This window comes from Enterobacter sp. 200527-13, assembly GCF_027924865.1.
In the GTDB taxonomy this organism is placed as follows: Bacteria; Pseudomonadota; Gammaproteobacteria; order Enterobacterales; family Enterobacteriaceae; genus Enterobacter; species Enterobacter ludwigii.
In genome coordinates, this window is sequence record NZ_BSCM01000003.1 from 522,089 (window position 1) to 544,096 (window position 22,008).

16 protein-coding genes are annotated in these 22,008 nt (G+C 56.9%); all 16 read right to left on the reverse strand.

Annotated elements, in window-relative coordinates; genetic code table 11:
• Positions 1–349: 349 nt before the first annotated feature.
• The 16 genes from QMG44_RS14605 to tssB are packed head-to-tail and all read right to left on the reverse strand — an operon-like array spanning position 350 to position 21,864.
• On the reverse strand, positions 350–1,741 hold the full coding sequence (locus QMG44_RS14605; RefSeq protein ID WP_281853134.1) for a tetratricopeptide repeat protein: 1,392 nt from the start codon (positions 1,739–1,741) through the stop codon (positions 350–352).
• Positions 1,741–3,168: a VasL domain-containing protein gene (locus tag QMG44_RS14610; RefSeq protein ID WP_281853135.1), complete on the reverse strand. Its 1,428-nt coding sequence runs from the start codon at positions 3,166–3,168 to the stop codon at positions 1,741–1,743. The genes QMG44_RS14605 and QMG44_RS14610 overlap by 1 nt, the downstream gene beginning before the upstream one ends.
• Positions 3,169–3,205: 37 nt before the next feature.
• Complete coding sequence (tssM, locus tag QMG44_RS14615; RefSeq protein WP_281853136.1) at positions 3,206–6,703, reverse strand: type VI secretion system membrane subunit TssM; 3,498 nt, start codon at positions 6,701–6,703, stop codon at positions 3,206–3,208.
• 27 nt (positions 6,704–6,730) lie between these two features.
• A complete protein-coding gene (gene tssA / locus QMG44_RS14620; protein WP_281853137.1) occupies positions 6,731–8,131 on the reverse strand; it encodes a type VI secretion system protein TssA in 1,401 nt (466 codons plus the stop codon).
• Positions 8,128–8,682, reverse strand: coding sequence for a type VI secretion system-associated protein TagO (locus tag QMG44_RS14625; protein ID WP_103948923.1), 555 nt, complete (start codon positions 8,680–8,682; stop codon positions 8,128–8,130). Before QMG44_RS14625 ends, tssA begins: the two co-directional genes overlap by 4 nt.
• Positions 8,679–10,217: a sigma-54-dependent Fis family transcriptional regulator gene (locus QMG44_RS14630; RefSeq protein WP_103948922.1), complete on the reverse strand. Its 1,539-nt coding sequence runs from the start codon at positions 10,215–10,217 to the stop codon at positions 8,679–8,681. Before QMG44_RS14630 ends, QMG44_RS14625 begins: the two co-directional genes overlap by 4 nt.
• 2 nt (positions 10,218–10,219) lie before the next feature.
• Positions 10,220–12,811 carry a type VI secretion system ATPase TssH gene (tssH, locus tag QMG44_RS14635; protein ID WP_281853138.1) on the reverse strand — a complete coding sequence of 864 codons (2,592 nt, stop codon included), beginning with the start codon at positions 12,809–12,811 and terminating at the stop codon, positions 10,220–10,222.
• Between the two features lie 12 nt (positions 12,812–12,823).
• Positions 12,824–13,600, reverse strand: coding sequence for a type IVB secretion system protein IcmH/DotU (gene icmH, locus QMG44_RS14640; protein ID WP_281853139.1), 777 nt, complete (start codon positions 13,598–13,600; stop codon positions 12,824–12,826).
• A 15-nt stretch (positions 13,601–13,615) separates the two neighbouring features.
• Positions 13,616–14,953 (reverse strand): type VI secretion system baseplate subunit TssK, encoded by a 1,338-nt coding sequence (gene tssK, locus QMG44_RS14645; RefSeq protein ID WP_281853140.1) that lies wholly within the window; start codon positions 14,951–14,953, stop codon positions 13,616–13,618.
• Positions 14,954–14,955: 2 nt separating this feature from the next.
• Entirely contained in the window at positions 14,956–15,474 is a 519-nt protein-coding gene (gene tssJ / locus QMG44_RS14650) for a type VI secretion system lipoprotein TssJ (protein WP_103948918.1), read from the reverse strand.
• Positions 15,474–16,685: a type VI secretion system-associated FHA domain protein TagH gene (tagH, locus tag QMG44_RS14655; RefSeq protein ID WP_281853141.1), complete on the reverse strand. Its 1,212-nt coding sequence runs from the start codon at positions 16,683–16,685 to the stop codon at positions 15,474–15,476. Before tagH ends, tssJ begins: the two co-directional genes overlap by 1 nt.
• A gap of 2 nt (positions 16,686–16,687) precedes the next feature.
• On the reverse strand, positions 16,688–17,686 hold the full coding sequence (gene tssG, locus QMG44_RS14660; RefSeq protein ID WP_103948916.1) for a type VI secretion system baseplate subunit TssG: 999 nt from the start codon (positions 17,684–17,686) through the stop codon (positions 16,688–16,690).
• Positions 17,650–19,416: a type VI secretion system baseplate subunit TssF gene (tssF, locus tag QMG44_RS14665; RefSeq protein WP_281853142.1), complete on the reverse strand. Its 1,767-nt coding sequence runs from the start codon at positions 19,414–19,416 to the stop codon at positions 17,650–17,652. Before tssF ends, tssG begins: the two co-directional genes overlap by 37 nt.
• Before the next feature lie 3 nt (positions 19,417–19,419).
• Positions 19,420–19,851 carry a type VI secretion system baseplate subunit TssE gene (tssE, locus tag QMG44_RS14670; RefSeq protein ID WP_072056054.1) on the reverse strand — a complete coding sequence of 144 codons (432 nt, stop codon included), beginning with the start codon at positions 19,849–19,851 and terminating at the stop codon, positions 19,420–19,422.
• 6 nt (positions 19,852–19,857) lie between these two features.
• The gene (gene tssC / locus QMG44_RS14675; protein ID WP_281853143.1) at positions 19,858–21,336 is read right to left on the reverse strand and encodes a type VI secretion system contractile sheath large subunit; all 1,479 of its coding nucleotides are present in this window, start codon (positions 21,334–21,336) and stop codon (positions 19,858–19,860) included.
• Positions 21,337–21,360: 24 nt separating this feature from the next.
• Complete coding sequence (gene tssB / locus QMG44_RS14680) at positions 21,361–21,864, reverse strand: type VI secretion system contractile sheath small subunit (protein WP_103948077.1); 504 nt, start codon at positions 21,862–21,864, stop codon at positions 21,361–21,363.
• Between the last annotated feature and the right edge of the window lie 144 nt (positions 21,865–22,008).

Genomic DNA, 22,008 nt, shown 5'->3' on the forward strand with positions numbered 1-22,008 from the left:
CACCAGAGCTAAAGCAATACTCATGCCATATTTTTATTTCATTGTTTTTAAATAGTTTTATGTTTTCTGGTTGTGGGCAAAAAACGGGGTCGCGCAAGATCTTGCGCAAAATCAAGCAAGAAGTTGCGCAAACCTCTCACTTTCACGGCGTTTATTGCGTAAAAAGTGTTTTATCCTGAAAGTTGAGCAAGAAGTTGCGCAGATTTTGCATTCATACTTTTCGTGGTGCTTTTGTGTTCAATTCCGCAATTATTTTTGTGACACGAATCACACAAAAAAAACCACTCCATCGTGATTCGCGTGATTAAAAAACAACCACCCACCACAATCCGCCGTGCGCAACAGCCGCTCAGGGTGTCACCTCGTTCTGCTCCTGAGCGATGCGCAGGCTCCACTCCCGGGCCAGCTTCTGCGCGGCTTTAATTTCATCGGGCCTTAGCAGGGCCTCCAGCGCATTCAGTGCATCCACCGCATCTTTGGCGTTTTCCGTTGCGGCCAGGGAGTACCATGCATAGGCCTGAATGCGGTTGCGCGGCAGCCCCAGTCCGTCCTGGCTCATCATGCCTGCCCGGTACTGCGCCATCCGGTTTCCCGCCATCGCGCTGAGCCGGTATTGCGTGAAGGCCTGCGTATAATCATGTTGTCCACCAAGACCAAGGCGCAGCATGTCGCCGTAGTGGTAACGACCTTCCGCATCGCCCCGCGCCGCCAGCTGCTGCCAGGCGCTTCTGGCGTGAACCTCATCACCTTGTTTTTCATACCACCCGGCAAGCGCACGCGCAGCCTGAAGGTCGCCGCCTTTCGCCGAGAGCGTCAGCCAGTGAAGCCGCATCTCATCAGTGCTCGGGTACTGGCTGTAAAGGTACTGTGCGCGGGCATCGCCTTTATCGACAGCACGCTTAAGCCAGAGCATCCCTTCAGTCTGGTTTTGCGCCACACCGTTACCGCTCAGGTAAGCCTGTGCCAGCCAGCGTTGCGCGGCCACATCCCCGCCCTGCGCCGCTTTCTGATACCACATCAGTCTTTCCGTACCTTCACCGTGTTCAGCCATCCAGCGCTGTGCCTGCGGGTTACCAAGCGCGGCAGCCTGACGGTAATCACGGCGGGCGATATCCGGTGCCTTGTCCACACCGTTTCCGGTTTCATAACGGCGGGCCAGCAGGGCCAGCGCTGCGGGCTCTTCCTGCGCGGCCGCTTTTTGCAGCCAGGACAGCGCCGTTTTTTCACCCTCAGGCTGTGTCTGGTACCAGCGGGCAAGCATTAGTTGTGCCTCCGCGTTACCCTGCTGTGCTGCCTTCTCAAACTGACTGATGCAGTCCGCAACAGGCGACGTGCCATGTGCCGCCTGACAGTGTCCTGCGAGGTTCATACTGGCCTGCGCATTTCCGAGCGACGACGCCCGGCTCCACCACTGACGGGCAAGCGCGTCGTTACGCGGCTCTCCCAGCCCGGTGTGGTACCCATCCCCGGCCTGACGCGCCGCATCCGCACGGGTTGAACGCGATGCATCCGAGGCCGCCGACTGACTGGCCGCCTGCTTCATCAGCGCCAGCGACCGTCCGTATTCCCCACGGGCCGACAGCTTTCCGGCCAGCACGTACTGCGCCTGTGCATCCCCGGCCTGTGCTTTCTGCTCCAGCGCGGCTTCCGACAGGGTGGACAGCGGCGCGCTGCAGGCGCTCAGACCACCGGCAACGAGCAGCGGCATCAGGCGTAATGTGCGATAAAAACGCGGCATCATCACAAGTCCCGCAGTGCCGGCTGTAGCTGATACAGTCTCACGCTGTACGACCTGAGCGTTGACTGCAGGGCATCCAGCTCGGCCTGACTGACCGCCTGGTTTGCACGTTGCTGCGCTTCCAGCCGGTTCAGTCGTATGCTAAAGGGCGTATCGCGATCCATGTCCTTGCGGAGGTCGTAAAGCGAGGATTTGAGGTAAGAGATGGTGACCGTTCTGTGCAGGCGTTCCAGGCTCTGCAGTTCCGTCAGCAGCGCATCCACCCGTGCGGTGGCATCCGGCCAGCCGGAGACCGGTGGCGTCACGCCACGCTGTGTGTTCAGCATCTGCTGCCACTGGCTGTCCATCGCACTGACCGCCAGCGACTGTGGGTACAGCATACGCAGGGAACGTCGCAGCCCGTCGGCATACTGATAGGCCCACAGCGGCGAGAGCTGCTGCACATGCGCCATCTGAGCCTGATAATCCCGGCTTATCCGGGGCTCCATGTCACGCAGTGCCTGTTCCCCGAGCGTCAGGCGCACATCGCTCAGCCTGGCGGCATCCGGGGCCACAGGCCAGGTCAGCGCATTCGCTTCCAGCATCGCCGTGGCATCGTGTTGCCGGGAGGACTGCTGCATGCTCCAGTGAACCCAGCCGGCCACCATCAGTACCGGCAGCAGGCAGCTCACCATCCCGCTGACAAACCAGAACCACGACGGACGCGGAGGCTTATGAGACTTGATTTTCAGCACCGTCGGCTTCAGCGACCCTTTTTCCCGGCCCACAATGATGCTGCCGGTCGGGAGCTGCGCCAGATCCGGACTCACACTGCCGTCCGCTTCTTCAGACCGGAAATACACCACCGGCGGCACCTGCATCTCTTTTTTCAGTACATCCTGCTCCTGTGACACAATCACGATTTCTGATTCATCAAACAGGCGGGTATACCCTTCAATAAAGTGCAACAGGTTCTCAATTCGCGGCACCCGGAACAGCCCCGCATGATGCAGTTTCTCACTGATGAGCTGGAGTGACCGTTCACAGCGGTAAATCAGACGCTTATCGTCATGACCAACCGGGTACTGACGTAACACGTCGCTGACGCGTGCAATAAACCAGTCGAGCATTTCCACCCGGGCCCGGGACTGATGGACCGGCGGCCAGACGTTGTCCCACTGGGTCACAATCAGCGTGCTCAGAAACTCACAGCCCTCCGTAAAACCGCCCAGTCCGTGCAGGCGGGCGCGGGCCAGCGCAAAATAAAGCGCGGTCTGCAGATCCACGCCCTGCTTTTCAAAAATTATCTGCGCCATCTCGTGCACCAGTGCCCAGTCCACTTCCGGACGCGTCACATGGCTGAGTTTATTGATTTCATTACGCAGTCTTTCATATTCCGGCAACACGCGGGGATCGCGCCCCACGCTCAGCGCCTGTTGTGTATCATGCATCCGATTCTTCCCGTCGTCTGAGGCGCAGCTGGCCCCGTTAGTAAAGTGTTTCCGGTAAACTGAACTGGCTGAACAGACCCGAGGCAAACGGACTGTGATCTGCATCGCTGTAAACCCGCCAGGTCATGGCACCATCATCCACGCCAAAGCGCACATCAAACGAACCGCGACTGACCTGCGTCCGGCTGGCCGCATCCAGCAGGCGGAACATCGCCCACGGTCCGGTAAAGCCCAGGCTTCGCGGTGAGCGGGTGCCATCATCCGGTATCAGTGTAAGCTTGCTTTCCGCACCGTCACGCAGGGCGTTCGGCCAGACCAGCGGCACTTTCTGGCGCCGTCCGTGGCTGTACTCCACCAGCTGGCCGTCCAGGTTCAGCACGCTTCGGCGTTTACTGGCGGTCAACTCAACTGGTTCCACCACAAAGTGCACTTCCGGCTGCCCCTGAGCATTAAACAGGGCCTCCCGGATCCGCTGAGCCTGGTCAAGCTGGTTCACCAGCGCCTGCAGGTTGCCGTTACCGGCATCCTGTTTCAGGACGCCGCTGTCCAGCAGCGGTTTGAGGCTGGACTGATAAAAACCATCGAGCGTGCCGCCGGATGCAAAGAAACGGGTCACCTCAGACAGTGACGCATCCTGCGCAGAGGCAGGGTTGAAGGGATATCGGTCAGCCAGGGTGTCGTTAAACGGGGTCAGGACCTGCTCACTCCATGCCTGGTTCAGGGATGACATGGCAAGCGACATCGTCACATCAGCGACCTGTGCCGCAATCTGGCCGACCCAGCGATCCAGTGGGGCCGGCAGCCCTCGCGCGTACTGTTGCAGGCTGAAAGCCGGATCCTTATACGGATCGCTCTGGCGTAACTGCAGGGCCTTAAATGCAGCGCCCCCCGGATCGCCTGCACTGTTTATCTGCTCCAGCCACTGTGCCAGACCGATGAGCTGCTGGTTTACGCCCTGGATAAGTGGCGCATTATCCCCACGCCCTTTCAGAGTGTCGTCCAGTTGGGTAAACGGACGCGCTATCCGTTGAAGGGTATCTCGCTGTTGTGCAGCCCCTTTTCCGGTCAGTGGACGAACGGCGGTGTTATCGCTCAGCAGGGAGACAATATGCTGGAAAGGCTGCTCATCGCCGGTAAGGGTATTCAGTACCGACAGCGCCTCCTCTGGTGAATCAAACGGCTGAATATCCAGCGCGGATAACAGTTTTTGCCAGTGACCGGTATAGTCGCTGATATAGCGATCGCTTACCTGGCGCTGAATTTCACTGCGATCGGCGTCACTCAGCTGAACCTGTTCATGTTGCCCCAGCACCCACGCATCCAGCCCGGTCAAATCAAACAACGTGTTATTCTGGCCCAGGAAAAAATCGCTGTAACCGGACCAGGTGAACAGGCGCGGTACCGTGCCGGCATGCGCATCCCGCAGCACAAACACGCTGTCAAAACTTTGCCCTGTTTCATCCTGTACCCGCAAATCCGGTGGCAGCATCGCGGTAGCCCGTACCATCAGTCCCTGATACACCCGCTGATATAATGGCAGACGACTCAGCTCCTGCTGTGCGTCAGCGACAGGCTGTGCAAAAGGCTTCCAGGCGGCTATCGCGTCAGGATCCTGTTGTCCACGCGCGTGATGCCAGTCGGTGTGCCTGAGGGCATAATCCAGATGCTGCATCAGCTGTTGCTGAACTTGCCCCTGTTCCGGAAACGCCTTTTGCCAGCGCCACGCCATATACTGCTCTACCAGCGGAATGCTGCGACCCGAGGCATCTTCCGTCATCCTCATGACACGCAGTACCGACATTTTGTCCTCACTGGCCGCAGGTGCCTGCTGCAAATCCTGCAAAAGCCCTTCGAGCACAGCCGGCAGAAACTGCTGCTGCAATAACGCCAGATAAGACGTTTCCACATACGGGCCGATACGCCCTCCCTGATACAGTCCCATATCAGCAAACAGGGGGTTTTTGCTGCGATAATCACCGTAAGAGAGGGCAGCTTCACGGATAAGGTTAAGTCGAGGCAACAGTTCCGTACCAAAAGCCTGCGGCCCGGCCGTTTCATGCGCATGGATAAACTGTCTGGCAGACAGCAGAACCTGATGTCCCGCGTCGCGGTTCGTCTGGTAATAATGGTACCAGCCCAGACTGAAAAGAGACGCTGTTAGCACCATGAGGCCGGTACCGATGGACATCCGGCGACGACGATACAGCTGATGTAAACGGCTTTCGCCGGCAAGATGCGCCTGGGGAAACACCACATCGGTAAACAGCTGGCGCACAAACCAGACGCTAGACTCGCCCCGTGCGGCCGGATACGCCGCTTCCGTCAGACGATAACGCCGGGCCGTTGCCCGGGAGAAACCATCAAAAGGCACCCCCTGCTGGTACACCGAGCTCAGGTAAATCCCCCGTACCGGGAAACCGGCCATTTCGTCCCCAGCCAGCACATCTGACAGCATTGTCTGCAGGAACGATTTTAGTCCCGCAAGCTGGCGTATAAACAAAAACGCATCTGCCGGAGGCGTCTGCGCCGGGGGCTCCAGCATTGTGGCACTGAGCGCCGCGTTGAGCTGGCTGAGCCAGAGATCCCAGAATGTATCAAGCTCGCCGGACCATGCGTTTGTCCCCGCCGTGTCAGGGCTGAAGCTCACGCCAAGCAGCGACTGTCGGGTCTGCGCATCCAGCTGGCGGAAAAAATCTCCTGCGCCATGCAGCATATCGATATGCGTGAGGACCACATAGACTGGCAGACGCGTATGCAGCTCATCGGCAATGTCCATCAACCGGGTACACAGCACCTGGGCTCTGGCGTGACGGGCGGATGTCCCCATCCTCGCCAGTTCACTGAGATCAAGCGTCAGGATCAGACCATTAAGCGGCTGGCGTCGGCGGTGCGCTTTCAGCCAGGTCAGCAAATGTCGCCACAGGTGGGCATTCTGCTCATTCTGGTCTTCCGTCCCCCGTCCCGCCTGGAGTAAGAGATCACCGTCTGGATCGATAATGACCGCCCCGTCTCCGAGCCAGCAATCCACCTTCTGTCCGTCCTGCAGGGAGCGCAACGCATTGTGCAGGCGGGCGTTGAGTTTATTCGGCGGGCAGGCGCGGTGCAGCAGGCTGCTTTTGCCGCTGTCCGGAAGACCGAGCATCATGTACCAGGGTTTACCGTACACGGAATCCTGACCAGGCAGTGCCTTCAGAGCCTGTGTCCAGCCGTCCAAGAACCGTTGCTGGCCGTCAACCAACGTCTGCAGCGGATCTTTTTGCCTGCTCTCCTGTAATCGTTGCGCCTGCCGGGCGCTGCGCATATGGCGCCATACCCGCCACAGCATGACAATGCAGGCCAGCCACAGCCATCCCAGCGTAAACAATCCCCTTGACCAGAGAGAAGCGAAGGGTTTCACCTCATGAAAAGTAAAAAGAGGTCCTGCCCACCAGACGGCCACTAGGATGATGACCCAGAGCACCACCGCAAACAGCCGCCAGGAGAAGGAGACTTTCTGCAGCCCCTGGCGCAAAAAACCGATAATGTTATTCAGCATAATTTCTCTTATACCCAGTCATTCCTGTTAATGACGCGCCCGGACGGCACGCTCCAGACGTTCCACCAGCCCTGGTTCCCATTGTTCCAGAGACAACCGTTGTGCCTGCTGCCAGAGCTGTCGGTAATGCATCTCAGCCAGATTGACCATCCCCTCAGCATCCAGCAGCTCTGCCAGCATCAGTCCGGCATAAAAGGCTTCGCGGGGCTCACTTTGCGACCTGATATTGTCTTCCAGCAGTGCCAGCGCCGCATTCAGCCCCTGCTCTTCGCGGCAGGCACCAATCGCTGTGTTCACATCACCACAGGCTTCCGCCCGTTCCGTCTCTGCTGTCCGCAACCACTGTTCACAACGCGACGATAAAAAAGGGGTGTCATCACTGAACGTCAGCGTTCTCAGCGCGGGCAGGCGATGTAATACATGCAGAAGTTCGTCCCTGATGGCATTCGAGACTCCAGCAAATCCCTGTACTGTCGCCATCTGCGCCGACAGCCAGTGACCATCAAACCAGTAAGGTGAAAGGGAGAGGCTCGTTTCTGTCTGGCGCCACAGGGTGATATCAGCGCAGGCAAGTGCAGATTCATATTCACTTACACGATCAGATGACACCGCCGCCAGCGGCGTACGGTTTCCTCTGCTGACAACAGGCGGGGACGTAATGGTGTGCCAGATGGCATAACGGCGAAGACGATATCCCACCGCCTCACCCGGTTGGTGTTCAGTCAGGCGGTCTGCCACCTTCAGCAGCGTCTGCTGCCATGCCCGTTCATCGGCATCGTCGATGTTCAGGGTGATGCGATCATTGCGAATAACAGGCTCTGGTGATGCTGCTGTTGTCGATGATGCAGGGGAAGAGAGACGCTCTGCACTGACCGGGTTCTGCGCCTGTAAGTGGCGCGCGGCGCGCTGCAGGGTACTGACCAATTCGTCAAACAGGCCTCCCTGTTCTGGCATCAGCGCTCCCCAGGTCCGTGCCAGCGTCTGAATCAGCACCATCACCTCTTCGAGTTCGCTCCCCGTTGCCCGCTCACACAGGCGTGCCTGTGCCCCCTCAAAACGGCGAACCATCTGGACCATCAGGCGCAGCTTTTGTGCCGGACTGTTCGGCCATGCCTGCATCCACCAAGCCGACAGCCAGTCATTCATCAGGATCAGTGCAGCAGACCATGACGCGGTGGTCGCCGGATGCTGAAGACAGCGCACCAGTTGCACCAGTACGCGCATATCCTTGGTACGGGTTTCCAGCAGCGTCAGGCAGTCAAGCGCCACCGCATCCAGATTGACCTCACTGTGGGCAAGTGACCCCAGCTTCACCAGCTCAGTCTCTGTTTTTTCCCACAGCGGATCGTCTGCGCTCACCGCGCTTCCCGTCAGCTCATCAGACAGCGCAGCCAGCAGGCGCGGGCTCCAGGGATGCCGGAATGTCATGACGCCCCTCCCCAGCGACACTGCTGACGCAACGGCCTGATGGCGCTCTCCAGCCCGTCCAGCGGCAGGCGGAGGGACTGGCCCTGAGTGTTCGAGAGCGTCAGTGCCTGATGCCCGAACCAGTGACGCAGCTCGTCAATAGCAGGCAGTCCCCGGGCAAACTCCAGCAGTTGCCCCTGCTCACGCACAAACCAGTTACCGGAAGCCGGTTCCCCGTCAACGTCCGCTTTCACCGTATCCCCTTGCCAAGGAGTGGCAGGGCGCACGCTGAGTCGGGTGATCCCACTCTGGCAGGACACCGTGATTACCCCGGCGGACGGGATCGTGCGGATCACTACGCCATCGCCCTTTACAGGTTCGGTCGTCAACTGAAATCCGCTATCACGGGCCTGCTGTTGTGCCGGGGAATGATGAAAACGCGCCAGGGCGTCATAACAGGCGAGCCGCAACGTGGGATCCTGTTCCGACTGGCACTTGTCCAGACCACCTGGAGCAACCGACTTCCCCGTCAGCGCGGCGAGTAGTGGCAATAACGTCAGCATCCCCATCATGCCTTCTCCAGCTTCTGACACTTATGATCAAGCGTCCGGCGCGGAATATTCAGGCTCTCAGCCACGCGCTGACGATCCCCGCTAAAAAACGCCAGACGTGAGCGAATAACACCCGACTCAAAGGTCTGAACGGCTTCACGTAAATCCCGGACATGTGGGTAATCATCAGGTTCGTATGCTTTCGCCTGTGAACGAATATCAGATGGCGCCGAAAGTGGTTCCTGTACGTCAATCATCTGACCGTCCGCGGCATGTGCGCAGGCGACCTCTGTCATGTTACGCAACTCACGGATATTGCCCGGAAACGAATAGCCAAGCAGTTGCCTGAGTGACGTCAGGCTGATGTCACCAGGATGTTTATCGTCGCGCTGGCTGAAAGTCGCAATAAAATGGCGGCACAAGAGCGGAATATCTTCAGGACGCTCACGCAGGGACGGAACGAGGATCTCGCACTGGCAAAGACGATGGTACAGATCCTGCCGAAAATGCCCGTCGGTAACGCGCTGCCTGAGCGAGTAATGCGTGGCAGCAACCACCCGAAAATCGGAATACTGCTCCTTATCACCACCCAACGGGCGGTACTGACGGGTTTCAAGCACGCGTAACAGTTTGGCCTGCATGACAAGGGGCATATCGCCCACCTCATCGAGAAACAGCGTGCCGCCATTCGCCCGTGCAATCAGCCCTTCTTTATGGCTGTTAGCGCCGGTAAACGCGCCTTTCTGCCAGCCGAAAAGTTCACTTTCAATCAGGTTTTCGGGGACTGCCGCACAGTTCAGCGCGACCATCGGCTGCCCGGCACGGGAGGAGCATTCATGCACCAGCTGCGCCACCACCTCTTTTCCGGAACCCGTTTCACCTTCAACCAGCACCGACAGGGAATGTGCCGCCGTATGCCGGATGCGCTCCCGAAGCTGCTGTATCACAGCCGACTGACCGACCAGACGGCTTTCCAACAGGTGCGTCAGCCTGTCGTGCTGCGACTGCTCAGACGTCACCCTGCGCAGTGAATCGCGCAGACACTGGCTTTCTTTCTGATTATGCTGCATCTGATGCAGCCGACTGCGCTGGAGGGTAAACAACCGGAGAATATGTCCGGGTAACTCGCTGTCAGACCACCGCTGAAGGGCATCCGCCTCATCAAAGAATCCGAGCACCCCGGTAATTTTTTGCGTTTCATCGCAGACAGGCAGTGCCAGCAGACCAGTGGTGGTATGCATGGTCATCAGCAGTTCACGAAAACCCGCGTGCTCTGTCCGCGCCCCCCCGTTCAGGGTTTCCCAGAGATGCGGGGCGTTGTCATGTACCACACCGGCCAGCGGATGGCCGAAGTCATCCACCGGCAACTCCAGACGAAATGCTCCGCCGGGATGCTGTCCGGAACACGCCAGTAAACGTCCACTGTAATCGCACAGTCCCAGGATAATGCCCAGAGGCTGCAAGCGTTCACGGAGGGTCGCGAGCAGCCAGTCGACCAGCGCGGCATCATTGTCCGGCTGGATCAGGGATTCTGCAAACTGCAGCGCCTGTCGCATGTTCACCCTTCCACCACTGACACAAACTCACCGGCATCAACACCAATACGGATCCGGGATACCGGTTCAGCCGCTGATGTCTTCTGCAGCAATTTCAGCGACAACGACGGCAACAACGCTCCGTCAATGATGGATTCCAGCATACGGGCGCCATTCTCGCTGCGGGTCGCCCGACGCAAAATCTCGTCAGCCACCGCATCGTCGGTCTCAACGCTCGCGCCAAAACGCTGCGCCAGCAGCGAGCTGAGATGAGTCAGTTTGCCCTTCACAATGGTACGCAGCGTGTCGGACGACAGCGGCAGATAAGGGATAACCTCCATACGGGCCAGCAAAGCCGGCCGGAAAAAGGCCGCCAGTTCCGGATAGAGCGCGTCGTAAAGTGCCTGCGGCTCCCCGGCGTGCTCCACGATTGCCTGATATCCCAGGTTAGAGGTCAAAAAGAACACCACATTTTTACAGTCAATCAGCCGCCCTTCACCGTCGGCCATTTCACCTTTATCGAACGCCTGGTAGAACAGGTTCAGCACATCCGGATGGGCTTTTTCCACCTCATCGAGCAGCACCACCGAGTACGGTTTACGCCGAATAGCCTCGGTCAGCACACCGCCTTCCCCAAAACCAACATACCCCGGCGGAGAGCCAATCAGTCGAGAGACGGTGTGTTTTTCCTGATACTCGGACATGTTGATGGTGGTGAGGTAATGACGCCCACCAAAAAGAAGCTCTGCAATCTGCACCACGGTTTCGGTTTTCCCGACCCCGCTGGGGCCCACCAGCAAAAATGCGCCCAGCGGACGCCCGGTACGACGAAGGTCAGCACGTGCCGTCAGCAGATGCCGGTGCAGATGTTCAATGGCAAGCGACTGGCCCCGAATACTGTCGCCAAGATACGCAGGCAGGTTCATCACCACGTCCAGTTCGCTTTGGGAAATACGGTTGACAGGCACGCCCGTCCACTCAGCCACCACCGAAGCCACCTGCCGGGCATCCACATGCGCTGACACCCGCACCGATGATGCCTGTAGCGCGTCAAGCTCCTGCTCGAGCTCGCGCAGTGCAGCCATCGGTTCATCATCGTTTTCACTCTCTGTCGCCAGCAACTGCGCGCGCAGTGCGACGATCGCCTGCACCAGCCTGAGCTGCGCCTGCCAGTTCTCTTCTTCCTTTATCAGCTTTGCACGTTCTGTCTGTTCCTCAGCACAAAGCTCACTGAGCCTGGCCTGATGATCGCCAAGACCAATGCGCGACTGGCGCTCGAGCTGGACAATTTCCAGCCCACGCTGTTCAAGACGGGTCTGCAGATGGCTGACTTCGCGGGGAGGCGTGGTCAGGTTAATCGCCACTCTGGCGCAGGCCGTATCCAGCACATCAATGGCTTTATCCGGCAACTGCCGACCTGAGATGTAGCGCGCCGACAGAGACGCTGCCGCCTGCAGGGCCTCCTCATCAATCAGGACCCCGTGTGCTTTCTCATAGACGCTACGCAGTCCGCGCAGAATAACCGTCGCCTGCTCCACATCCGGCTCACCGACGTTAACTAACTGAAAGCGACGCGAGAGCGCCGCATCTTTTTCAACGTATTTTTTGTATTCACTCCAGGTGGTGGCAGCAATCGTACGCAGCTCACCACGTGCCAGCGCGGGCTTGATCAGGTTCGAGACATCCAGCCCACCCGCCTGATTTCCTGCTCCAATCAGCGTATGAGCTTCATCAATAAACAGGATGACGGGACGCGGTGAATCCTTAACCTCCTGCATCACCCCCTTAAATCGCTTCTCAAACTCCCCTTTCACGGCGGCACCTGCCTGCATGGCCCCTAAATCCAGAGACAGCAGCTCCACGTCCCGGAGCTTATCCGGTACCTGACCGGCAACGATGCGCAAGGCAAGTCCTTCGGTGAGCGCGCTTTTACCCACGCCCGCCTCACCGACGATAATCGGATTATTTTTACGACGGCGTGAAAGGATATCGATCATCAGGTCAATTTCATCATCCCGACACAGCACCGGATCGAGCCTCCCGTCGAGGGCGTCCTGGGTCAGGTTATGCGTAAAACGAGCCAACAGCTCCCCCGTAGCAGAGGGGGAGGCAAGCGTGTTCCCCGCTGAAGTGTTCCCCTCACCTTCCGCCGAGCCCTTCACCCAGCCATCAAAATCCTGCGCCAGCCGTTCCCGGTTAATGCCCGACAGCAAGCGGGAAACGGCAGGTAATACATAGCGTCCCGGTGTCATCAGCAGTGCCAGCAATACAACACCGCTGCGCAACTGCAGATGACTCATCTGTGCCGAAGCCAGCATCCAGCCATCCTGCAGTAATTCCACCAACAGAGGCGAAAACGCCGGATAGCCCGGTGCAATGGCTTTATCCATGCCCCCCACATCCAGAAGATCATTCACTTCTTCATGGGCGATACCGACATGATCCAGTATGAGGCGGATATCGCTTAACGGCGTCTCCAGCGCTTTCAGCAGAAGGTGCTCAACACGAATTTCAGCACCCTGCTGGCTGACGCACACGGCCGCCGCCTCTTCCAGCATATGGCGGCAAACCGGATGAAGACGTTCAACAAGAATGTGCAGATCAATGCGGATCATGGGTTAACGCCCTCACTTTAAGAGTTCACTCAACTGACGCAGGACATCCTGCGTCTGATTGCTGAGCAGATGGTGAAAAAGGAGAAAAATGCAAGCCATCAGCAGGCAGGCGCTGCCCGCGACAGTGCGCAGTGACACCTGGCGGGACAGACGATACGGGGCGGCCTGTTGGCCAAAATCAAGATGTAACACTGGCGGCTGAGTGACAGGTTCCGGGTTCAGTTGATGCTGAAGGGACTGGCTTATCTCCTGTAGCATTTTTTTGCCGTCCGGCAGGAGACGATAACGCCCCTGAAACCCCATCAGCAGACACAGCAGAATAAATTCCAGCACATCGCGATAACGCACGGGATCGTCCTGCAGCTTATCAAGAACAGAAAACACCTTTTCACCGCCCCAGGTTTCACCATGAAACTGAGACAGCAGGGAGTTCTCCGCCCACACGCTCTGGTGCCCCCATTCATGGGCCATCACCGCTTCGTCAATAAAGGAGCACAGCACATAGCGAAACGACAGGATCACGCCATTCTCATAGTCGAGCCCCCGCAGTTCCTGCTCAATCGCACGGATTTCCGTTGACACAGTCTGATACAGACCTGCCACATCGTTATGGCGGCTCAGCGTGCGCACGCGGGCAATCATGCCGAACAGCGGAGTGACCGCGTCAACGATCGGATTCAGGCTGTTACCCCGCATCCTGAAAGCATAATCAGGATCGCTGTCCGTCAGACCCGCATCCTCATGGAGCAGCCCTTTCAGGCCGTCGTGGTACATTGCATCAGTTGCCATCGTTAACTCTCCCTGTTACTGGCTGCGAATAGCCCAGAGCTGCATGTCAAGTTCAGGAAACTCACCGGCAATATGGAACGCCAGCGTGTTTCCGGTCATCAGTACTGACCAGGCCGGACTTTGCCGGTCAAGCTGGAAGTAGCTGTAGCCCGCGTGGTAAGGCAACTGACGCGGAGCCACCGGCAGAGGCTGAAGCGGCACGCCGGGGAGCTGCAGGCTGATAAGCTCACGAATTTTCTCACCTGACGCGACCTTGACCTGCTGTAGCAGCTGTTTACGCAGCTGTTCCTGCGGCATTCTGGCGCGAACGGCCAGGACGAACATCGCACTCTGCAGCAGTTCACTTTCAGCAATGACAGCAAGATGAACGCCATACGCCTGTTTACTCAGCTGCAGGGAAACAGCGCGCGGCGACAGTACCGTACTGAGTGCCTGACGCAGGGCATGCATGACCGGTTCGAAACTCTGACGGGGATCGTCATGACGGTAGGCCGGAAACTCAGGATGCAGACGGGATTCGTCCGTGAAGGTCATCAGTTCACCGCAGAACGCCACCAGCGTTTCGTACAGACGCTCCGGGTGCAGCGTGCCCAGGCGGGCCAGATGCGACAGGCTGGGCTGCATGCGATTAAGCAACTGCAGCATCATGAACTCCGCCACATCGGCGATGCTCTGCTGTCCGGGAGTAGCAATACGCTGTGCCAGCGTCCGTGCGCGTTCGGCCACCAGTCCTGCGGATTCGCCCAGAAAACGTTTAAGCACCGGGATCGCTGACACAGACGAACTGCAGGGCATAAAAGCAGATTCCAGCACCAGGCCCCCATCCGGGCGCCGTTCCTGAATACGGGCGACAGCAAGCGTTGCCCAGGCACTGCGATCGTCTCGTTCCAGCATCAGACGGGGGCTCACACGCCCGAGATCGAGTGCGGTAATATCCCCGCCATCGCTGTGAAGGTCACGGATCTCATAGCGGTGGGCTTCCAGGCGGGTGGCAACAGACTGCTCCGGCTGACGTACTTCATTAACCCCACTGACCGCAAGCGGGATTGCCAGATAAACCTTCTGCCCTGTCACCGAGTCATCCGTAATTTCCAGCGGCGGCGGCAGCGCATCATCACCGGGAATATTGAAAACCGTGCCATCGGGCATCACACCCCTCGCCCCTACCAGTGCGATACGCCCAAAATTCAGGTACTCTTCATTGATGTCCAGGGACTGCAAACCACTGAAATAATCGCTGATGGCACTCAGGCGCGCCTGCAGCAAATAGTCCACATGGCGCTGTTGCTGCTGAAAATGCTGGGGCTTAATGAAAAGCCCTTCGCGCCAGATAACGCGGTTACGAATCGACATAGTTATTCTTCTGTTTGCTGTTGTAAGTCCACTTCATTCATACGCAGGTGCACCAGCACCTGGTAATGCCGTCCCGTGCTTTTCACCGGGATCACCTTGCGCCACTCGGTACTGTCCGGATCGGCATAGCGGGCTACGACACCGATATAGCGCGTCTTTTTATCCAGTTCAGCAGCAGGCAGGTATTTAAATTGCCCCGGCAGCAGGGTGTAGTCCTGGTGGTCGAGATAGTTTTTCGCCAGTGCCCTGGGCAGGTCAGTGGTTATCTGATCGTAATCACTGGCAAGTAACCGGGAATCTTCCGCCAGCATGACAATCTGAAATTCAACGGGTGACGCATCACCGCTCTCATTGGGGTTCATGTCCTGCTCCCCGACCAGACTGAAGGAGACAGTGGAAGGCTGATCGTCGTGACTACCGACCTGGATATCAGGATTAGCTGCAACCTTCGCCATCTTGCCCATGGTGGTACATCCCGCCAGGGATAGTGTGAGCAGCAACATCAGGACAACATTTCGCATCACAGCGGCTCCAGCCCATCCCGAACCGCGCGGTCATACGCCTGGGCGTATACCTGGCGGAACAGTTTTTCAAATCCCTGCTGGCGTGATGAGGTCAGTTCCCGGAAATAATGCTGATACATCTCCCACTCCCATCCTGCACTCTCCCCCTGTCCACCGCGGCGGTAATGAGCGAAACGGGCCAGCAGCCCCTCCGGCGAAAAAGCCTGAAGAACGCTATGCAGCGCAACACTTGTCGCCTTCTGGCTGGCTGTATGCTGAAGGCGGATATTACTGAGGAGTTCCGCAACGGCGGCCGGAGCCGACAGATGCACCGGGCTTTGCCCTTCGGCAAAGAGCAGCGAGAGGGTGTCGTGATAATCAAGCCCCAGGCGCAGAGGGTTATCTTCAATCGGGCGCAGCAGTTTGTCGGCAAGCGCCCCCTGTTCAGCCTGAAGCGCCAGCAACCCTTCCACCAGCGCACGCAGGGTTCTGCCCATATCGAACAACATCTCTGCGGCGGTAGAAGATTCTGTCACCGCAAGGTTTCCCCCCATACCGGACATCACGATTTCCAGCGCGGCCACCATGCTCTCGTCATGTGTAAGGCCGGTACGCCCCACACCCGGTAGTTCAATAAATGACTGATTCACTGTCTCTTTTCCTCCAGAAAGCTCGCCCGTCTTTTCTGAGAATGCAGGCTGAGGCATACTCCCTGTCACCAGCGATGACACGCTGTGGCTATCCTGTTGCAGCGCCCCAAGAGGATCATCCTGTCGAGGCGCCTTTGTTACCGTATGCGTCGTTCCGGCGTCGTGCTGAGTATCTTCAAGCCATGTATCCATATCCCGCTGTGGTCGGTTATCCATCAGTTCATCCAGCGCAGGATCGTGATGTCTCTGCCCCAGGGACACCCGGATCTGAAACGGCCCAACGGTCAGTTCATCTCCCGGACTCAGCCTGACGTGCCGGTCTCCGCCCACCGGTGACCCCGAACCATTTATGAATGTTTGTCCGCTCTGGTCGTGCAGACAAAAATGCCCGTCAATAACGTCAATACGTGCATGCCCCGGCAGAACCGAGCCAATACTTTCCCGAAGCTGCCAGTTATCCTGATCCGATGCGCCAAGTGTCCCCCCTTCCGGCCCGAAATGGTGCTGAACCTGAGAGTCGCCCTCCAGCTGCGCGCTGTTAATGACCAGTAATGAAAGCTGTTGTGTACTGTTGTTCATGCCTACTCCTGCACGCATATCATGACGCGGGCCATCTCAGGCGGCGTCCCCAGAAAACTGCTCCAGCCCAGGCTCGCGCCCTGATGATTGTCGAGACGCATCCCGTTTGCCTGCTGATAGCCAAAACCGAGGCTCAGATCCCAAGCCAGCTGGTCGCGCAGAATGAATGACATAAAGCGCACCAGCGGCTGATGCTGATCGCCATCCGGCAGAAAACGGAGAAAATCACGAAATGAAAGGTTATTGATTTTTAATATGAATTTCCCGGCACAGTCATTGACCCGAGCACCAGAAATGAAATCATGCCCAAGTGCCATGTTGGCCTGCCCTAGGCGGTTTTGCTGTTCTTCGCAGACCGCCACTTTACGCATCTGCCAGTCCTCAACGTCCACATTCTCAAGATCGAAACAGTGCATAACCAGACCAGAGATGACTTCAGGTGAACGGCTGGGGCTCGCCAGCATCCCTGCATAAGAGAGCATTTTGGCCCGGTTAACAGGCAGGCTGTCGCGTACGGCTTCATTACCGAGGCCCACCAGCGCAAACATCTGACGGGAGAACCCGTCCCGTCCGTCGTCCTGAAAACGGACATGGTAGCGATACTTACGCCATATCCGGTGAAGAAGGGTCAGCAGGCGATGATGGAAAAAATCCAGAAACAGCCCGAGACGCGATTCCTGCCACGCGTACTCCCAGGCCAGTTCGTCAAGGTAATAGCCGGGCATCGGAGACTGGCTGCCATGCAGACCCAGAAAGGCCACTTCAAGATGGCGCAACCCACTATCTTCCAGGCTTAAGCTGACAATGTCGCCGGGATGAAAGCCCAGCGAAGCCGTGGCAGTAAAGCGCACACGCTCCTGTTCAGGGTGAATATCCTGGTCAGATTCGGGATCGACGTTATCCAGCAAATGGAGCAATTCAACCAGCGGGAAGAAAGAAAACTGTGCAATCTCCCCACGGGCAATCACATCATCGAGTGCTGACCTGCCTGTACCGGCCATCGGTAACACTCCTTGTTGTCAAGGTTGTACACCTCCAGCAAATGAAACGCGTTCACGCTGGCATAGAGGGAGAGAAAATGTGCAAGCACGGTGCCGAAGAGATACAGATCACCTTCGCCCCCGAAGGCCGACTGACGCACAAAGAGTCTGGATTTCAGGCCGCGCACCGGCATACCGCGTATCAGGCGATCAACCGGCACGGTCTCAATACGCTCGATCCCCGCCAGTCGCTTACGCGATGCCTGTTCAGCTTGTTTGTCATACAGCGCTGGAAAATCCCACGTACGTAACACCTGCGTCAGCGCGTCCGGACTCAGCAGTGAGACATAGTTCAGTGACATGCTGGAAATCAGCATCCACTGCAGGCTGCCATCCAGCACAGGACGTAGTGAACGCGTTGGGCGGGTAATATTGCGGAAAGTGAAAAAATTGGGCGTGGCATTCGTCGGGACGCAAATGTCCCCCACCTTCAACTGTGCTGCACGTTCTCTGTTGGTACAGGTCATGGTGACAGAGACTGCTTCATCTTTTCCGACCACTTCTCTTTCGTCACCCCGGACGAAAGACAGTGAATGCTCAAAGCCCTCGCCGTTCACGGCCTCGCGAACCCTGAGACGGTAATACAGCGCCAGACGCCCGTTTGCACGTTCAATCTGGTGCTGAAAACTTTCAAAAGGCTGATACACCCGGGTGCCGCCCCGCGCACGGCCATCCGGGCCCTCTACCCAGCCTTCTACATTGTTTACAGAAAAAATCTCGTAGCTGTCAGGATGACTGTAGCTGGCGCGTAACGGATATTCCGTTTGCTGTCCAGTGAGGGCCACCGGTTCACTGTCATGATGGAAAAGATTGATGGCAGGCACACAGTTCAGCATGAAAGCATCCTGGCGGATCTTCAGTGAAGGGGGCAGCGGACGTTCAAAACAGAAATGCAGTTTAAATGACGACACGGCCATCGGTTGCTTCGGCCAGTCGCCCCCGGCAAGATGGATAAACAGAAAACTTTCAGGGAAACAGAAATACTCCTGCAGGATGCGATAGCCAGAGTAGATATTGCCGGGGTAGGGCAGCAAAGCCTCTTCCCGTGCAAACCCGCTGGTCCTGAGGAGACTGGCAGGCTGACGAAAACGCGTGCCGTTAATTTCCAGCTCAATCCAGGCCAGCCGGTCCGATAACCAGAAATAGAGCTCTCGCGCCGTCCAGGCATCACCGCCAAGATAAAACCGCAACTTACTGAGATCCAGTTGCTCAAGAGTCATCGGGACCTGCAGCGCCAGCTCCAGGGTGATCGCCGAAACATCTGTACCACTGTAAGCACTGACATTCTCAAGCGTGGCCGGAAAGATCCACAGATCGTGGCATGTCTGAAAATGGCACACTGCTTCATTGTTAACAATGCTGTCAAGCGCGCACCCCCGCCCGAGAAACGCGGGCTGTGCCAGAGCCCCTGCAACCGGCGTAAACTGAACAATTGTCATCGAAGGAACAGGACGCAGGTAATTCGGCCACAGCATATTGAGCAGGCCATGCGTCAGTTCCGGAAACTCATCTTCGATTTTGGCGCGCAGGCTACCCGTCAGAAACGCGAACCCTTCCAGCAGTCTTTCCACATCAGGATCGGTAGTCTGTTCAGATAAAAAACGCGACAGCTCGGGATGCGACTCAGCAAACTGACGCCCCTGCAGGCGCAGCCAAGTCAACTCATCCCGGTAATAATGTTCCAGCGACATAAATCACATCATTCTGTAGTGGCGGTTACTGTCCATATGGATATCAAACGAGGCGACCTGCTCAATCGTATCCAGATGTACCGAGGCGTTAACCCGAAATGCCATACCGGGGACCGCTGTGGTGTTATCCACAGCAAAAACCTCAACACCGACAATCCGTGGCTCATATTCGCGGATACAATGGCGGATAGCTTCACGTATACGTCCACCTGCATCAGCACGACTCTGCGTGGAATCATTAAGATCCACCACACCGAGCTCCGGCGCACTGCGGCAACTCCCGCATCGGGTATTGAGAACACGCTCAAGCTGACGCTTGACCGAGCTGACCAGCCTGTCTGTTTCCTGGGTGGGCGAAATGGCTGTATCCTCACCCCTGATACGATCAAACAGGCTGGCAGAGCTTCCTCTGTTCCATAATGCGAGAGAAGACACCGTGGCTTATTCCTTGTCCAGACGACCCACCAGGGAGAGTTCAAAGTTCGCGCCCATGTATTTGAAGTGCGGACGGACAGAAATCGACACCTGATACCAGCCTGCCTCACCTTCCACATCCTTCACCATGATCTGCGCTGCACGGAGAGGACGACGGCTGCGCACATCAGCAGGCGGATTTTCCTGATCGGCAACGTACTGCTTGATCCAGTTGTTCAGCTCACGCTCAAGATCCTGACGTTCTTTCCACGAGCCAATCTGCTCACGCTGCAGAACTTTGATGTAATGCGCCAGACGATTAATAATGAACATGTACGGCAGCTGCGTACCCAGACGATAATTGGTTTCGGCGTCTTTCCCCTCACGCGTATTCGGGAATACCTTCGGCTTCTGTACCGAGTTGGCCGAGAAGAACGCAGCGTTATCACTGTCCTTACGCATAGTCAGAGAGATAAATCCCTCCTCTGCCAGCTCGTATTCACGGCGATCGGTGATGAGGACTTCCGTCGGAATTTTGGCCTGTAGCTGCCCCATCGCTTCATAAACGTGGACAGGCAGATCGGAGATAGAACCACCACTTTGCGGACCAATGATATTCGGGCACCAGCGGTACTTCGCGAAGCTGTCGGTCAATGCCGTCCCCATCAGGTAGGCGGTATTGCCCCACAAATAATGATCATGGCTGGCGTTGATATTTTCCTGATAGTTAAACCCTTTGACCGGATTCTCCACCGGATCGTACGGCAGGCGGGCCAGAAAACGCGGTGCGGTTAAGCCCAGATAGCGGGCATCTTCTGACTCACGCAGGGCGCGCCATTTGGTATAGGCCGGGCCTTCAAATACCGATTTGAGATCCTTGATGGAGGGAAGATCGGTAAAACTGTCCACACCGAAAAATGTCGGCGCCACAGAAGAAATACAAGGTGCATGTGCCATCGCGCCAACTGCACTCAGGTATTGCATCAGCTTGATGTCCGGAGAGCTTTGGGTCAGGGAATAATCACCAATCACCGCACCGACAGGTTCCCCACCAAACTGGCCATAACCGGTGGAGTAAACATGCTTATAAAATCCGGACTGCGCGATTTCAGGCGCGAACTCAAAATCATCGAGCAGTTCCTCTTTGGTGGCATGTAACATCAGAATTTTGATGTTCTCGCGGAAATCGGTTTTATCAACCAGCACCTTCGCCGAACGCCAGGTGGACTCCAGCGCCTGGAACTCACGGGCATGCAAAATTTCATCGATCTGGGCGCTGAGTTTTTTGTCCAGCTCAACAATCATGCGGTCAACCAGAGCTTTGTTGACTGGTTCGGCGGCATCACCACTATCAAGGATGTTGGATATGAGCGCCGTAATACCCTGCTTCGCGACGTTATAGCCTTCGTCAACAGGCGTAATACGCGCCTGCGCCATAATCTCGTCAAGCAGTGAGGAAGATGCCCCGGCATCATCAGTGCGGGTTTGTTTTTCGGTAGCAGACATAATTTTTCCCTTACTGTTGTCGCATTATTTTTCTGGCTTAATGAGATCCAGCTCTTTAAGCAGCTGTTCACGGGCATCAGGGTTTGCAAGCAAATCCTGCAAACGGTTACGGAATGAGGGGATATTTCCCAGTGGTCCCTTAAGCGCAACCAGCGCCTCACGCAACTCCAGCAATTTACGTAACTCAGGGACCTGCTGTGCAAGGTTGTCCGGGGAGAAATCAGCAAGAGAAGCAATGTTCAGATGAACAGGCAGGTCATCTTCGCTTTCTTCTTCAAGACGATTTGGCACGTTAAAAGCGAGATCAATTTTGCTTTCCCGCATGACAGCATTGAAATTGTTCTTGTCCAGCGATACCGTCTGTCGTTCTTCAATCGGCGTTTCTTCTGTTCGCCCTTTCAGGTCACCCACGATCATCAGCGTTAAGGGTAATTCAACCTCTGCCTGTTGCCCGCCGGTCGCAGGAACATATTTAATATTGATTCTTTCTTTCGGCGCGACAGAGGAGCTGCCTGTATTTTTACTCATATTCTTCTCACTCGAGTTTTCACAAATCAGAAATTAAAACCGGCGGACCAGCAAATACAATCGGGTATCCCCGGACGAAGATTCAGATATTCACCAGACGGTTAATTGGCGATAGTCACCTGACGTTACTGCCTCATACGGAGG

Bases quoted from the DNA above. Each gene is read 5' to 3' on its own strand.
- tssF (WP_281853142.1), bottom strand. From the start codon at position 19,416: ATGTCGCTGGAACATTATTACCGGGATGAGTTGACTTGGCTGCGCCTG.
- QMG44_RS14625 (WP_103948923.1), bottom strand. From the start codon at position 8,682: ATGATGGGGATGCTGACGTTATTGCCACTACTCGCCGCGCTGACGGGG.
- tssJ (WP_103948918.1), bottom strand. From the start codon at position 15,474: ATGCGAAATGTTGTCCTGATGTTGCTGCTCACACTATCCCTGGCGGGA.
- tssH (WP_281853138.1), bottom strand. From the start codon at position 12,811: ATGATCCGCATTGATCTGCACATTCTTGTTGAACGTCTTCATCCGGTT.
- icmH (WP_281853139.1), bottom strand. From the start codon at position 13,600: ATGGCAACTGATGCAATGTACCACGACGGCCTGAAAGGGCTGCTCCAT.
- QMG44_RS14630 (WP_103948922.1), bottom strand. From the start codon at position 10,217: ATGCGACAGGCGCTGCAGTTTGCAGAATCCCTGATCCAGCCGGACAAT.
- tssK (WP_281853140.1), bottom strand. From the start codon at position 14,953: ATGTCGATTCGTAACCGCGTTATCTGGCGCGAAGGGCTTTTCATTAAG.
- QMG44_RS14610 (WP_281853135.1), bottom strand. From the start codon at position 3,168: ATGCATGATACACAACAGGCGCTGAGCGTGGGGCGCGATCCCCGCGTG.
- tssA (WP_281853137.1), bottom strand. From the start codon at position 8,131: ATGACATTCCGGCATCCCTGGAGCCCGCGCCTGCTGGCTGCGCTGTCT.
- tagH (WP_281853141.1), bottom strand. From the start codon at position 16,685: ATGAACAACAGTACACAACAGCTTTCATTACTGGTCATTAACAGCGCG.
- tssG (WP_103948916.1), bottom strand. From the start codon at position 17,686: ATGGCCGGTACAGGCAGGTCAGCACTCGATGATGTGATTGCCCGTGGG.
- tssM (WP_281853136.1), bottom strand. From the start codon at position 6,703: ATGCTGAATAACATTATCGGTTTTTTGCGCCAGGGGCTGCAGAAAGTC.
- QMG44_RS14605 (WP_281853134.1), bottom strand. From the start codon at position 1,741: ATGATGCCGCGTTTTTATCGCACATTACGCCTGATGCCGCTGCTCGTT.
- tssC (WP_281853143.1), bottom strand. From the start codon at position 21,336: ATGTCTGCTACCGAAAAACAAACCCGCACTGATGATGCCGGGGCATCT.
- tssB (WP_103948077.1), bottom strand. From the start codon at position 21,864: ATGAGTAAAAATACAGGCAGCTCCTCTGTCGCGCCGAAAGAAAGAATC.